The sequence below is a fragment of the Streptomyces sp. ICC1 genome (assembly GCF_003287935.1).
GTDB lineage: Bacteria > Actinomycetota > Actinomycetes > Streptomycetales > Streptomycetaceae > Streptomyces > Streptomyces tritrimontium.
This window is the reverse complement of sequence record NZ_CP030287.1, coordinates 2,280,551-2,292,751: the sequence shown is the minus strand read 5'-3', so window position 1 is coordinate 2,292,751 and position 12,201 is coordinate 2,280,551. Positions and strand designations below refer to the sequence as shown.

At 72.2% G+C, this 12,201-nt stretch carries 12 protein-coding genes; 4 read left to right on the top strand and 8 right to left on the bottom strand.

Annotated elements, in window-relative coordinates:
- Positions 1-89: 89 nt before the first annotated feature.
- From DRB96_RS10890 to DRB96_RS10880, 3 genes are all read left to right on the top strand, one after another.
- A complete protein-coding gene (locus DRB96_RS10890; protein ID WP_275431892.1) occupies positions 90-1,034 on the top strand; it encodes a ScbA/BarX family gamma-butyrolactone biosynthesis protein in 945 nt (314 codons plus the stop codon).
- Between the two features lie 152 nt (positions 1,035-1,186).
- Positions 1,187-2,440, top strand: a complete 1,254-nt coding sequence (locus tag DRB96_RS10885; RefSeq protein WP_112448252.1) for a cytochrome P450 — start codon at positions 1,187-1,189, stop codon at positions 2,438-2,440.
- Between the two features lie 14 nt (positions 2,441-2,454).
- Complete coding sequence (locus DRB96_RS10880) at positions 2,455-3,219, top strand: SDR family oxidoreductase (RefSeq protein WP_112453332.1); 765 nt, start codon at positions 2,455-2,457, stop codon at positions 3,217-3,219.
- Between the two features lie 36 nt (positions 3,220-3,255).
- Here the strand turns inward: DRB96_RS10880 and DRB96_RS10875 are convergent, their stop codons facing one another.
- The 5 genes from DRB96_RS10875 to DRB96_RS10855 form a co-directional block, all read right to left on the bottom strand.
- Complete coding sequence (locus DRB96_RS10875; protein WP_112448251.1) at positions 3,256-3,531, bottom strand: hypothetical protein; 276 nt, start codon at positions 3,529-3,531, stop codon at positions 3,256-3,258.
- Between the two features lie 21 nt (positions 3,532-3,552).
- Positions 3,553-5,049: an Asp-tRNA(Asn)/Glu-tRNA(Gln) amidotransferase subunit GatA gene (gene gatA, locus DRB96_RS10870; protein ID WP_112448250.1), complete on the bottom strand. Its 1,497-nt coding sequence runs from the start codon at positions 5,047-5,049 to the stop codon at positions 3,553-3,555.
- A 124-nt stretch (positions 5,050-5,173) separates the two neighbouring features.
- Entirely contained in the window at positions 5,174-6,247 is a 1,074-nt protein-coding gene (locus DRB96_RS10865) for a ParB N-terminal domain-containing protein (RefSeq protein ID WP_112448249.1), read from the bottom strand.
- A 41-nt stretch (positions 6,248-6,288) separates the two neighbouring features.
- Entirely contained in the window at positions 6,289-6,474 is a 186-nt protein-coding gene (locus DRB96_RS10860; protein ID WP_112448248.1) for a hypothetical protein, read from the bottom strand.
- Positions 6,475-6,653: 179 nt separating this feature from the next.
- Positions 6,654-6,962, bottom strand: coding sequence for a hypothetical protein (locus DRB96_RS10855; protein WP_112448247.1), 309 nt, complete (start codon positions 6,960-6,962; stop codon positions 6,654-6,656).
- Positions 6,963-7,169: 207 nt separating this feature from the next.
- On the opposite strand from DRB96_RS10855, the gene DRB96_RS10850 reads away from it, so the two are divergent.
- On the top strand, positions 7,170-8,168 hold the full coding sequence (locus tag DRB96_RS10850) for a helix-turn-helix transcriptional regulator (RefSeq protein ID WP_112448246.1): 999 nt from the start codon (positions 7,170-7,172) through the stop codon (positions 8,166-8,168).
- A gap of 29 nt (positions 8,169-8,197) precedes the next feature.
- On the opposite strand, the gene DRB96_RS10845 is transcribed toward DRB96_RS10850, so the two are convergent.
- Genes DRB96_RS10845 through DRB96_RS10835 form a run of 3 tightly spaced genes read right to left on the bottom strand, consistent with a single transcriptional unit; the run spans position 8,198 to position 12,186 of the window.
- Positions 8,198-8,776, bottom strand: a complete 579-nt coding sequence (locus DRB96_RS10845) for a TIGR00730 family Rossman fold protein (protein WP_112448245.1) — start codon at positions 8,774-8,776, stop codon at positions 8,198-8,200.
- A gap of 6 nt (positions 8,777-8,782) precedes the next feature.
- Positions 8,783-10,162, bottom strand: a complete 1,380-nt coding sequence (locus tag DRB96_RS10840; protein ID WP_112453331.1) for a Zn-dependent hydrolase — start codon at positions 10,160-10,162, stop codon at positions 8,783-8,785.
- Between the two features lie 59 nt (positions 10,163-10,221).
- Complete coding sequence (locus DRB96_RS10835) at positions 10,222-12,186, bottom strand: S9 family peptidase (RefSeq protein WP_112448244.1); 1,965 nt, start codon at positions 12,184-12,186, stop codon at positions 10,222-10,224.
- Positions 12,187-12,201: the final 15 nt, after the last annotated feature.

Sequence of the window (12,201 nt, the reverse complement as noted above, 5' to 3'; positions counted from 1 at the left end):
TGCAAATTATACCAGGCAGCACGTATCTTGCGGCGACTGGGACATACCATCGCTGGCTCGAATTTGACTTGAGCCCGGAGAGGGAGACCATGTTAATTACGTCATATGCGGACACAAGCACCCAAAGACAGCCAGCAGGGGTCGCAGAAGCAAGGCCTTCGGCCGTTCCCAACTGGCTTGTGCACCGTCCAGCGACCTCAGAAGTCTTCTTGTCCAGCTGGGAACGCACCGGAACCGACCGTTTCACCGTGTCGCTGCGCTGGCCGGAAAACCACCCGTTCCATACCGCGCTGCACGGTTTTCGCTCCCCCACCCTCATCGCGGAGGCCATCCGGCAGGCGGGGATCCTCATCTCCCACGCCGAGTTCGGCGTCCCGCTCGGCCACCACTTCCTGATGTCCGACCTCAACTACACGATCGAGCCCGGTCTCGTCGACGCGAACGACGACTCCCCGGTGCACATAGAAGTGACCTGCTCGGAGATCCGGCGCCGCGGCACCCGGTTCGCCGGAATGACCTGCCACATGGCCCTCGTCCGGGACGACCGGGTCATAGCCACCGGCGACGGCAGCCTGACCTGCACGTCCCCCGCCGCGTACCGTCGGATGCGGGGCGCCTACGCGGACGCCCGCCCGCTCCTTCCGGTACCCGAGCCGGTGCACCCCTCCCTCGTCCTGCGAACCGACCCGAGCGATGTCCTGCTGGCGCCCACCAGGGACCCCCGGTGCTGGACCCTGCGGGCACACACCAGCAACACGACGCTCTTCGCGCGCCCCAACGACCACATACCGGGGATGGTCCTCATGGAGGCGACGCACCAGGCCGCCTTCGCCGTCGCCGGCAGCACCCGCCTGTACCCCACTTCGCTGCGCCTGTCCTTCGACCGCTACGCGGAGTTCAACACGCCCTGTCTGATCCAGGCGCAGCCGGTTACCCGGACGGGGGACAACGTCCTCTCCTTGAGTGTCACGGGCCATCAGAGCGGCCAGCGGGTCTTCCTCGCCCTTCTCGAGGGAATTCCCGTTTCCGCCTGATCTCCTCCCCTTTACAGCAAAACCCCAAGCGGTATCTGCCGATCCAGTCGGCGAGACTCCGTGTGTGCGAAGTGGCGGTAAGACCTCCAACATGCCAGCCTGTGACGTCGTCGTGACTCCACACCGGAAGAAGCTGTAGGAGGGATACTCCTGTGAGCAGGCAGTGCCCGTTCGTCATCGATCCGCTCGGCCAGGACATCCACGGAGAGATCAAGGAAATCCGGTCTCGGGGCCGAGCCGTGAGGGTCGTGCTCCCCGGCGGGGTGGAGGCGTGGTCGATCACCGACTACGCGCTCGTCAAACGGCTGCTCACCGATCCCCGGGTGTCGAAGGACGCGTACAGGCACTGGCCCGCATGGATCAGCGGGGAGGTTTCCCAGGAGTGGCCGCTGGCCATCTGGGTCTCGGTCCAGAACATGGTCACGGCCTACGGCGAGGAGCACGCACGCCTGCGCAAGCCCGTGGCGGGGGAGTTCACCACGCGCCGGGTCGCGGCCCTGCGCCCGCGGGTCGAGGAGATCACCGCCGGTCTGCTCGACCGGCTGGAGCTCGCTCCGGCCGGCCTTCCCGTGGACCTCTGCGCCGAATTCGCCCAAATACTGCCGAACGCCGTGGTCTGCGAGCTATTCGGAATACCCAATTCCGCCCGGGATCCCCTACAGCGGATCATCGCGGGGTTCTTCGCCACTTCGATCACCCCCGAAGACGCGATGGCGAACGGGGTCGCCATGTACGAGACCATGAACGAGCTCGTCGCTTACAAAAGGAAGAATCCCGCCGATGACCTGACCTCGGGACTCATCTCCGCGCGCGACTCCGGCTCGGCGGAAATCAGCGAGAAGGAACTCCTCGACAACCTCATCCTGCTGTTCACCGCCGGGTACGAGACGACCGCGAACCTCATCGACAACGCGGTCGCCTCCCTGCTCACCCACCCCGAGCAGCTCGCGCTCGTACGCACCGGCCGGGCCTCCTGGCAGGACGTGATCGACGAATCCCTGCGCGTGGACCCGCCCGGCGCGCACAGCATCCTGCGCTACGCCGTCGAGGCGATCGAGATCGACGACGACGTGCGGATCCCGCAGGGCGACCCGATCGTCATCTGCTTCGCGGGTTCGGGGCGCGACCCCGCGGCCCACGGAGCCGACGCGGACGCCTTCGACATCACCCGCGCCACCCGCGCCGACCACGTGTCGTTCGGTCACGGAGCGCATCACTGCCTCGGTCTGAACCTGGCCCGCATGGAGGTCTCCATCGCGCTGTCGGGCCTCTTCGACCGCTTCCCCGATCTCGCCCTGGCCGTGCCGGCCGGGGAACTGCGGCCCAAGTTCTCGTTCGTCTCGAACGGCCACCGCACCCTGCCCGTGCTGCTGGGTGCTCCCAAGGGAGCTGTTTCCAGCCAATGATGCGGAGCTTCCCGATGAAGGAACAGACCGGCCTCCTCACGGGCAGGCGCGCCCTGATCACCGGCGCGAGCAGCGGAATCGGCGCGGCCGCGGCCCGGGTGTTCTGCGAACAGGGCGCATCGGTGCTCGTCACCGCCCGGCGCGAGGAGGAACTGGTCGCGCTGACCCGAGAGTTGACGGACCAGGGCCACACCGCCGACTACGCGGTCGCCGACGTGTCGCGCGGCGAGGAGGTCGAGCGGGCGGTGGCCAGGGCGGTGGAGCTCTTCGGAGGGCTGGACGCCGCCTTCAACAACGCGGGGCTGGGGACCGTTCCGGAGCCGCTGCACCTGACGCCGGACGCGGACTTCGAGGCCGTGATGGCCACCAACGTGCTCGGCACCTGGAACTGCATGAAGCACGAGATCGCCGCGATGCTGCCCGGCGGCGGGGCGATCGTGAACAACAGCAGCGTCGCGGGACTGGTCGGCACCCCGGCGGGCGCCCCGTACATCGCGTCGAAGCACGCGGTCATCGGTCTGACGAAGGCCGCCTGCGGGTACGCCGCCCAGGGGATCCGGGTCAACGCCATCGCGCCCGGCACCACGCGCAGCGAGATGATGGGCCAGTGGTTCGACCTGAACCCGGGCCTGGAGGAGCACTTGCACTCCAGGGCCCCGCTGCCGCGCACGGCGGACCCGCGCGAGATCGCGTACGCGGCGGCGTGGCTCCTGAGCGACCAGGCGTCCTTCGTCGTCGGCGCGACCGTCCCGGTGGACGGCGGCTGGACGGCCCGCTGAGGACCGCCCGTTGGGGACCGCCCGTTGAGGGCCGCGTCAGCGGGCCGCCCCGAACTCGACTCCGACCCGGCAGGGCACCGGCGCCGGCCGCCCGGGCCCGCCCGCGAGGAGCGCCCGGGCGTGCTCCGGATCGAGGGTGAACTCGATGCGGTCGCACTCCCGCGGGCGGTCGGGCGGGCCGACCACGAGGTGGAAGGCGAGCGCCCCGGCCTCGTCGCGGGAGGTGGTGACCACCGCGTCGACGACACCGGATATGTCGTGGGAGAGCAGGGCTTCGATCTGGCGGACGTGTGCGGTGGTCATGACGGTCATGGCGGGCATCCTCCTGGTGGGTCAGGCGAGTGACGGGGCCTCGTCGAGCAGCGGCCGGCCCCAGCGCCGGACGAAGGCCGCCTCGACGGCGGCGCCGACCTTGTACAGCCGGTCGTCCTTCATGGCCGGGGCGATGATCTGCAGTCCGACCGGGAGGCCGTCGCGCGGGGCCAGGCCGCAGGGCAGCGACATGGCGCAGTTGCCGGCCAGGTTGGTCGGGATGGTGCACAGGTCGGCGAGGTACATGGCGAGCGGGTCGTCGACCCGCTCGCCGATCGGGAAGGCGGTGGTCGGCATCGTCGGGGAGACGATCACGTCCACCTCGGTGAACGCCCGGTCGAAGTCCCGCATGATGAGCGTGCGGACCTTCTGGGCGGAGCCGTAGTACGCGTCGTAGTAGCCGGAACTGAGCGCGTACGTGCCGAGGATGATCCGGCGCTTGACCTCCGGTCCGAAGCCGGCCCCGCGGGTCAGCGAGGTGACCTCCTCGGCGGACAGCGCGGTGTCGTCGCCGAGGCGCAGGCCGTAGCGCAGGGCGTCGAAGCGGGCGAGGTTGGAGGAGGCCTCGGAGGGGGCGATCAGGTAGTAGGCGGCCAACGCGAGGTCGAAGGACGGGCAGTCCAGCTCCACGATCTCGGCACCGAGCTCCTCCAGCAGTTCCACCGACTCCCGGAACCTCAAGATCACGCCATCCTGGTAGCCCTCGCCGGCGAACTGCTTGACGACGCCCACCCGCATGCCCTCGACCGATCCGGACCGGGCCGCCTCGACGACCGGCGGGACCGGGGCGTCGATGGAGGTGGAGTCGAGCGGGTCGTGGCCGGCGATCACCTCGTGCAGGAGCGCGGTGTCCAGGACGGTGCGGGCGCACGGGCCGCCCTGGTCGAGGGAGGAGGAGTAGGACACCAGCCCGTAGCGGGAGACCCCGCCGTACGTGGGCTTCACCCCGACGGTGCCGGTGAGCGCGGCGGGCTGGCGGATCGAGCCGCCGGTGTCCGTGCCGACGGCGAGCGGTGCCTGGAAGGCGGCCAGCGCGGCCGCCGAGCCGCCGCCGGAGCCGCCGGGGACCCGGTTGAGGTCCCAGGGGTTGCCCGTCGGCCCGTAGGCGCTGTTCTCGGTGGAGGACCCCATGGCGAACTCGTCCATGTTGGTCTTGCCGAGGATGACGACGCCGGCCTCCTTCAGCTTGCGCGTCAACGTGGCGTCGTAGGGCGGGATCCACCCCTCGAGGATCTTCGAGCCGCAGGTCGTGGGGATGCCGACGGTGGTGAAGGCGTCCTTGAGGGCGAGCGGTACGCCGGCCAGCGGGCCGAGCCGCGCGCCGGCTGCCCGCCGGGCGTCGACGGCGGCCGCCTGTGCGAGGGCTCCCTCGCGGTCCACGTGCAGGAAGGCGCGTACCTTCTCGTCGGTCTGCTCGATCCGGGCCAGATGCGCCTCGGTGACCCGTACCGCGGTGAGCTCCCCGGAGGCGATCTTCCCGGCGGTCTCGGCGGCGGTGAGCCTGATGATGTCCCACATGTGCGTCTTCCTTGCTGCTGCGTGCCGGCGTTCCCTACGAGACGCGGCGCGGCGGGGCGTGGCGGGCGGGAGGGCGGCGCCACTGTAGGGCGCCCGTGCTCCGCCGTTCAGCCGATTTCCGTGCTCACGAGGCCTCGGCCGCCCCCGCGCAGGCCAGTTCGTCGGCCAGCAGCCCCCACAGACCCGCGTAGCCCTGGACGAGCTGGGCCATCGGCTCCTTGCAGTGCGTCGGCAGGCTCGCCGCGATCTTCTCCCGGTGCTGGGCGACCAGCGCGCAGGCCCCGAGCATCCGCAGCACGTCGCGGCCGGACTCGCTCAGCCGCAGGGAGGGGTCCCGGCGCAGCGATTCGAAGATGCGCAGCAGCCGGTCGGGGGCGTGCTGCTGGTCGGCGGCGGGGCGGCGCGGAGAGGCGCCGCGCCGGGCGGCGAGCGAGATCGGGTCGGCGGCCGGGAACGGGGCCGGAGAAGAAGGGGACGCGGAGGCGGCGGAAGGGCGCCGGCGGACGGTCGCGGCGTCCGTGCGACGGGCCGGTACGGGATCCTCCCCGCGCCGGATCCGGTCGCGTACGTCGGCCACGGTCGCCGGGGACAGCCCGGCCTCGGCTGCGATCCGGCGCAGCGAGGCGCCGGGGTTGCTGCGCAGCAGTTCGCCGGCCAGTTCACGGCCGCGGGAGGGATCGACGGGCCGGGCCCGGCCGTCGCGGCCGACGCGGTGGCCGGTCTCGGCCGCGGCGGTGCCCTTGCGGAGCTGGGAGATCCTCCGGGCGGAGAGTCCGGTGACGGCCGCGACCGCGCGGTCCGACCAGTGGGGGTGGGCGGCGAAGACGCGTCCCGCGGCGGCGGTGCGCTCGGCGGCGGTCAGGGGCCGCCCGTGGGTGACGTTGGCCGCGACCGCCAGGAGCTCGGCCTCGCCCTGGTCTCCGTCGAAGTACCGTACGAGGATGTGGGTTTCGCCACGGAGGGCCGCGGCGCGGAGCCGGTGGGCGCCGTCGATCACGCGCATGGTCTGCAGGTGGACCAGGATGGGCGGCAATTCGCCGTCGGCTTCCGCGAGGGTCTTCGCGTACTCCCCGTCCTCGCCGCCCGTGCGGGGCGAGAATCCGGCCGTGATCCGGTCCGTGGCCACGCTTTCCACGGGCTGGTCGAGATATCCCCGGTCGCGGAACCTGATCAGGTGGTCGGCGCTCTCTGCGTCCATCGTCTTCCCCTCGGTGATCGGGTGCGGATGAGGGGGTGGGGTCACTGCCAGCCGAGGTCGTCCAGTCCGGCCCGGCCGGGCGCGTTCTGGACGGCGGCGGAGGCCGGGCCGCCGGCGGGGGTGGTGGTGTCGGCGTGGGCGGCGGCCGCTCCGACGGTGGTGCAGGCGGCGAGAATTCCGGAGAGGATCGCGCCCCGGACGATTCTGCGAGCGTTTTCGAAAGACATGTGGTTTCCGCCTTTTCAGCCGGCCTGTGTTTCGCTGACAGGCAGGAGTCTGCGGCCGGTGCGAGCGGCGGGGAAAGGGGCGCCGGGACGGGCAATCCGGCCTTGGCATACTCAGTCCAGCTTCGTCCACGGAACCGTCAGATCCCGGCAAACAGCTCGCCATTCGGCTGCGGGCGGCGTCAGATCGTGCTCCACGGGTCGCTGCCGGGCAGCAGCGGCACCTCGGCCCGCTCCAGTTCCCACTCCCCCAGCGATGAGTGCGCCGAGGCCGCGTGCAGCCACAGCCGCCGGGCGGCCGCTTCCGCCGCGGCCAGCGACGGAGCCCGTACGTACAGCCCGACCACGGGAGCCGCTTCGGGATCCGGGTGGACGCTGACGTGGACCAGGCCGTCGTGCCCCGCCGCGCTGCGGGCGATGGCCGCCGCCGTCGGCGCGGGCAGGCGGGCGCCGGAGCGCGGGGGCCGCAGGTGGACGTGAACCAGATACATGGGAGGGAGTCCGGATCCGTAGTGGAATGAGTTTTCCGAAAACGAGGGTCAGGAAAAGGCCCTGGGGAACGTGATCCGAGAGATTCCGGATGCCGTCTTGCCGAGGGTCCGATCGACCCGTACCGTCAGGGCAATTACGCAGCCCAGTGCCCCCACCAGTGCCTGAAATCCCCGCGGGATCCGGGCTCTGAACCGGAGTTGCCATCGATGCTTGATCTCCTCGGCCTCGACGCAGTCGCCGAATCCGTCTACCGGGGAATTCTCGCCAAACCCCGGGACGTCGCAGATCTGAGCCGTCAGCTCGATCTGACGCCGGACGCGGTCCGCGCCGCCCTGGACCGGCTCAGCGAGATGGCGCTCGTGCGCGCCTCCACGGAGGGCGGCAGCCGGCTGCACGCGGTCAGCCCGCACGTCGGCATGGAGATCCTGCTCGCCCGCCAGCAGGCGGACCTCGCGAGCCGCCAGCAGCGGCTGGAGGCGAGCCGGGCGGCCGCGGCGCAGCTCATCCTGGAGTACGACGGCCGGGACACGGGCAGCGCCGTCGACCCGGGGGTGCGCTACCTCGACGGGCTCGACTCCATCCGCGACCACCTCGCCAACCTGCGCGGCCAGGTCACCCAGGAGCTCCTGACCTTCGCGCCCGGCGGCCCCCAGACCGCGGAGAACATGAACGCCTCCAGACCGCTCAACCAGCAGTTGCTGGAGCGCGGCGTGCAGATGCGCACGGTCTACCTGGACTCCATCCGCGGCTGTCTGCAGACCATGGAGTACGCGCGCTGGCTCGTCGCCCAGGGCTCGCAGGTCCGTACCGTCCCCTCGCTGCCCAACCGGATGATCATCTACGACCGCACCTCGGCGATCATCGCGGCGGACACCGGCAACACCGCGGCCGGCGCGGTCGAGGTCACCTCCCAGGGGATGGTGGCCACCTTGTACACGCTCTTCGAGAGCGTCTGGCAGTCCGGCGACTGCCTCGACACCCGGGCCAGGCCGGATCCGGGCGAGCTCACCCGCCAGCAGGCCGAGGCGCTGAAGCTGCTCGCGCAGGGCTGCACGGACGAGACCATCGCCCACCGCCTGGGCGTCTCCTCGCGCACCGCCCGGCGCATCGCCTCCGGGCTGATGACCTACCTCGGCGCGCAGAGCCGCTTCCAGGCCGGGGTCCACGCGGTGCAGCGCGGCTACCTGCCGACCGCCCCCGAATAGTCCGGGGGCCCGCCGGCCGGCCCGGCCGGTCATGCCGCGGCCAGCACCCCGGGCGCGCCCAGCAGGTCCAGGGCCTCCTCGGCACTGTCCGCGCACCGGATCAGCCGGCGCTCGGCCGCCGTCAGGAACCCCTCGGCCACGAGGTGGTCGAGCATCGCGAGCATCGGGTCGTAGAAGCCGGCGTGGTTGACCACCACGATCGGCTTCTCCATCAGGGAGAGCTGGTTCCACGTGGCCACCTCCATCAGCTCGTCCAGCGTCCCGATCCCGCCCGGCAGCACGGCGAAGCCGTTCGACAGCCGGTACATGAGCGCCTTGCGCTCGTGCATGGACCGCACGATGAAAATCGCCCCGCGCGCCCGGTCGGCCCGCTCCCGCTCGTGCAGCGCGCGCGGCACGACCCCGGTCACCGCCCCGCCCCCGCTCAGCACCCCGTCCGCGACGGCACCCATGACCCCGACGCCGCCGGCGCCGTAGACCAGGTCGAGACCGCGCCCGGCGAGCGCCCGGCCGAAGCCGTGCGCGAAGTCCACGTGGTCCTGACGGACCCCGGGCCGCGCGCCGCAGAACACCGCGATGCGCTCGCTCTTCTTGACCAGTGTCTCCATGGCTCCTCAACTCCCGGTGGTATTGAGCTCGTTCGACGGCCGCGACGGCCGCGACGGTGACGGCCTTGACGGCGCCAGGTCCTGCTCCGCCGGCCGCGCCTGCGGGCTGATCCCGATGGTGCGCAGCGCCGTACGGAAGAGCACGCGGGCCCCGGCGACGAGGTCCTCGGGAGCCGTGTCCTCCTCGGGCACGTGGCTGATGCCGCCCAGGCTCGGCACGAAGATCATGCCGATGGGCGCGATGTCCGCGACCATCTGCGCGTCGTGTCCGGCGCCGCTGGGCAGCACCTCGTGCGCCAGGCCCAGTTCGTCCGCGCTCCGCTCGATCGCGGCGCGCAGCACCTCGCTCGTGGAGACCGGGTCGGAGCGGGTCTCGGCGACCACCTCGATCTCGGTGCCGGTGCTCCGCGCGATCGCGTCCAGCATCCGCCGCAGGGTCTCCTCGGCGGCCGCGGCCTTCCACACGTCCGTGTCCCGCAGGTCCACGGTCATCCGGACCGATCCGGCGATCGTGTTCGGGGTGTTCGGGTGGGGGTCGATCCGTCCGACCGTCGCCACCCGGCACAGCCCGCGCTCGCCGGCGACGTGCTCGGCGGCCAGCACCACCCGGGCCGCCGCGGCCATCGCGTCGCGCCGGCCCTTCATCGGGCTGGTCCCGGAGTGCCCGGCGGCGCCGCGCACCTCCAGGGTCAGCACGGTGCGGCCGGTGATGGCGTCGACGACTCCGATCCGGCGGCCGCTGCGCTCCAGCACCGGGCCCTGCTCCACGTGCAGTTCGAGGTAGGCGGCGATCGATCCGTGCGGCCAGCACGCGCTGCCCAGCGCGTCGAGGTCCCCGCCGGCCAGGCGCAGCTCCTCGCGCAGCCGGCGCCCCTGGTGGTCGCGGGGTTCGCGCGGCAGCCCCGCGAGGCGGCCGGCGACCGCCATCGAGCCCCAGAAGGGCTGCGGGAAGAGCGCACCCTCCTCGTTGGCGAAGGCCACGGCCACGGGCTCGTAGGGGGATTCGATCCCGCACTCCTCGAAGGTCTGCAGCACCTCCAGCGCGGCGAGCACCCCGTACGCGCCGTCGAGGCGGCCCGCGTTGACCACGGTGTCGAGGTGCGAGCCCATCATCAGGGCCTGGCGCCCCTCGCCGTACGGGGTGTGGCGCGGCCGGATGACGATGTTGCCCGCCGCGTCCACGGACGGGACGAGGCCCGCGTCGCGCGCCTCGTCCATCAGGTACGCGCGCGCCTCGCGGTCGGCCGCTCCGAAGCCCTCGCGGGTGATCCCGCCCGTCTCGGGGTCGAGCCCGATCCGGCCGAGCCGGGCGATGCGCCGCAGCAGCCGGTCGCCGTCGATGTCGGCGCGCAGGCCGCCGGCCCGCTGGGCGAGCGTGCTGGTCATGGCAGTGTCCTTCCGGTCCGTTCGGAGGTCTTCGAGTACGGCCAGGTCGACGACGCCGCTCACAGGTGCCGCCCCCACCACTCCAGGACCGCCGCGAAGCGGGCGAGGCGGTGGCTGGGCAGTCCGGAGCGGGACATGTCGTGCCCCTCGCCGGGGAAGAGGAGCATCTCGGCGGGGACCCCGCGCATGCGCAGCTCGGTGAACAGGCGCTGCGCCTGCTCCGGCGGGCAGTGCCGGTCCTCCTCGGACTGGATGATCAGCATCGGGGTGCTCATCCGGTCCGCGTAGGTGAGCGGGGACTGGCGCGCCCAGCCTTCGCGGTCCGCCCCGTACAGGGCGACCGCGAGGTCGACGCCGTCGTCGCTGGTGGCCGCGTAGCTGTCGATGGCGTACAGGCCGCGCTCGCCGATCATCGCCTTGAAGCGGTCGCCGTGGTGGGCGTTGAACCAGGCCGCCATGTAGCCGCCGAAGGAGCCGCCCATCACCCCGACGCGGGAGGCGTCCAGTTCGGGCTGGGCCAGCGCGGCGTCCAGCAGGGCGAGGAGGTCGACGGCGGACTTGCCGGGCAGGTCGTCCCGTACGTACGCGCCGTGCTCGGCGCCGTATCCGGAGGTGCCGCGCGGGTTGCCGAGCACGACCGCGTAGCCGGCGCCCGCGTACACCTGCGCCTCGTCGAAGGCGGCCGGGCCGTTGAGGGTGTGGCCCCACTGGGTGAAGGGGCCGCCCTTGACCTGGAAGACCACCGGGTGCGGGCCGGGGCCCTCGGGGCGCACCACCCAGCCCTGGAGCTCGTAGCCGTCGGGCGCCGTCGCGGTGAACTCCCGCATCGGCAGCAGGGAGGTCCGCTCGGTCAGCTCGCGTCCGTAGGAGGTCAGCGTGCGCTCGGTGCCGCCGCTCAGCACCACCAGGTCGCCGGCGCTCGCGGCGCTGGTGACCACGGCCGCGATGACGGGGCCCGCCGGGGTCTCGGCGACCGCGTAGCCGTTGACCTGGCGGGGGCCGGTGATGACCGGCGCGGGCTCGGAGCCGTCGTAGGGGACGAGGACCAGGTTGACCTCGCCGCGCCGGTCGCCCGCGAAGTACACGCCGTCGGCGGCCGGGCGGATCATCTGGCTGGCGAAGCTGAGGTGGTGGGCGCCGCCGGTGAGCCGGCGCGGGGCGCCGGACCCGTCGGCGGCGGGGAGCAGGGCGCCGGGGGCGCTGACCGGAACCGTCCACAGGCCGTAGGTGGCGGTGGCGCAGGAGTGGTTGAACTTGTCGAGCTCGGAGCCGACGAAGACCACGGAGGCTCCGTCGGCGGCGAAGCGCGGGGTGAACAGGTACATCCCGCCGTGCGTCAGGGGCCGCAGGCCGCTCCCGTCGGGCGCCGACGCCCAGATGTCGTTGCGGGAGTCGTCGCCCGCCTCCTCGTGCCGGGCGCAGACGAAGACCAGCTGGTCGCCGGCGGGGCTCCACGCCAGGTCCATGTGGTCGTACGGGCCTTCGGTGACCTGGACGGCGGGGGCCGCCGGAGCGAACGGGTCCGTCACGAAGACCTGCCGGGGCCGGTCGGCCGTGTAGCCGAACCCGTCCATCTGGTAGAGCAGCGTGGTGATCCGGCGCGGTGCCTCCGCCTCGGCCGGGCCCTGGTAACGGCCCGCTTCGGGGATCCGACTGGTGTAGGCGATCCGGGTGGAGTCGGGGCTCCACACGGGCTGGCCCGCGCCCATCGGGTGGTCGGTGACCGGGAAGGCCTCGCCGGCGCCGTCCATCGGGAGGAGGTGGATCTGGGCCCGGCCGTGCGCGCCCGGGCGCTGGAAGGCGAGGAAGCGGCCGTCGGGCGAGAAGGCCGGGCAGCCGTCGTAGGCGCCCTGGGTGAGGCGGCGCGGCGCGCTCGCCCCGGCGGTGTCCGCGATCAGCAGCTCGGTCGTGTAGTCGTCCGCCTCCAGGACGGGGCGGGTGACCTCGAAGACGACGTGGCGGCCGTCGGGCGAGAGGGCGGGCGGCCCGAGCACGGGCAGCAGCTCGATGTCAGCAGGAAGCATGGCGTGGCCTCACAG

Coding starts and splice junctions, on each gene's coding strand:
- DRB96_RS10890 (WP_275431892.1), top strand. CDS start 90: ATGTTAATTACGTCATATGCGGACACAAGCACCCAAAGACAGCCAGCA.
- DRB96_RS10880 (WP_112453332.1), top strand. CDS start 2,455: ATGAAGGAACAGACCGGCCTCCTCACGGGCAGGCGCGCCCTGATCACC.
- DRB96_RS10875 (WP_112448251.1), bottom strand. CDS start 3,531: ATGACCGTCATGACCACCGCACACGTCCGCCAGATCGAAGCCCTGCTC.
- gatA (WP_112448250.1), bottom strand. CDS start 5,049: ATGTGGGACATCATCAGGCTCACCGCCGCCGAGACCGCCGGGAAGATC.
- DRB96_RS10865 (WP_112448249.1), bottom strand. CDS start 6,247: ATGGACGCAGAGAGCGCCGACCACCTGATCAGGTTCCGCGACCGGGGA.
- DRB96_RS10860 (WP_112448248.1), bottom strand. CDS start 6,474: ATGTCTTTCGAAAACGCTCGCAGAATCGTCCGGGGCGCGATCCTCTCC.
- DRB96_RS10855 (WP_112448247.1), bottom strand. CDS start 6,962: ATGTATCTGGTTCACGTCCACCTGCGGCCCCCGCGCTCCGGCGCCCGC.
- DRB96_RS10850 (WP_112448246.1), top strand. CDS start 7,170: ATGCTTGATCTCCTCGGCCTCGACGCAGTCGCCGAATCCGTCTACCGG.
- DRB96_RS10845 (WP_112448245.1), bottom strand. CDS start 8,776: ATGGAGACACTGGTCAAGAAGAGCGAGCGCATCGCGGTGTTCTGCGGC.
- DRB96_RS10840 (WP_112453331.1), bottom strand. CDS start 10,162: ATGACCAGCACGCTCGCCCAGCGGGCCGGCGGCCTGCGCGCCGACATC.
- DRB96_RS10835 (WP_112448244.1), bottom strand. CDS start 12,186: ATGCTTCCTGCTGACATCGAGCTGCTGCCCGTGCTCGGGCCGCCCGCC.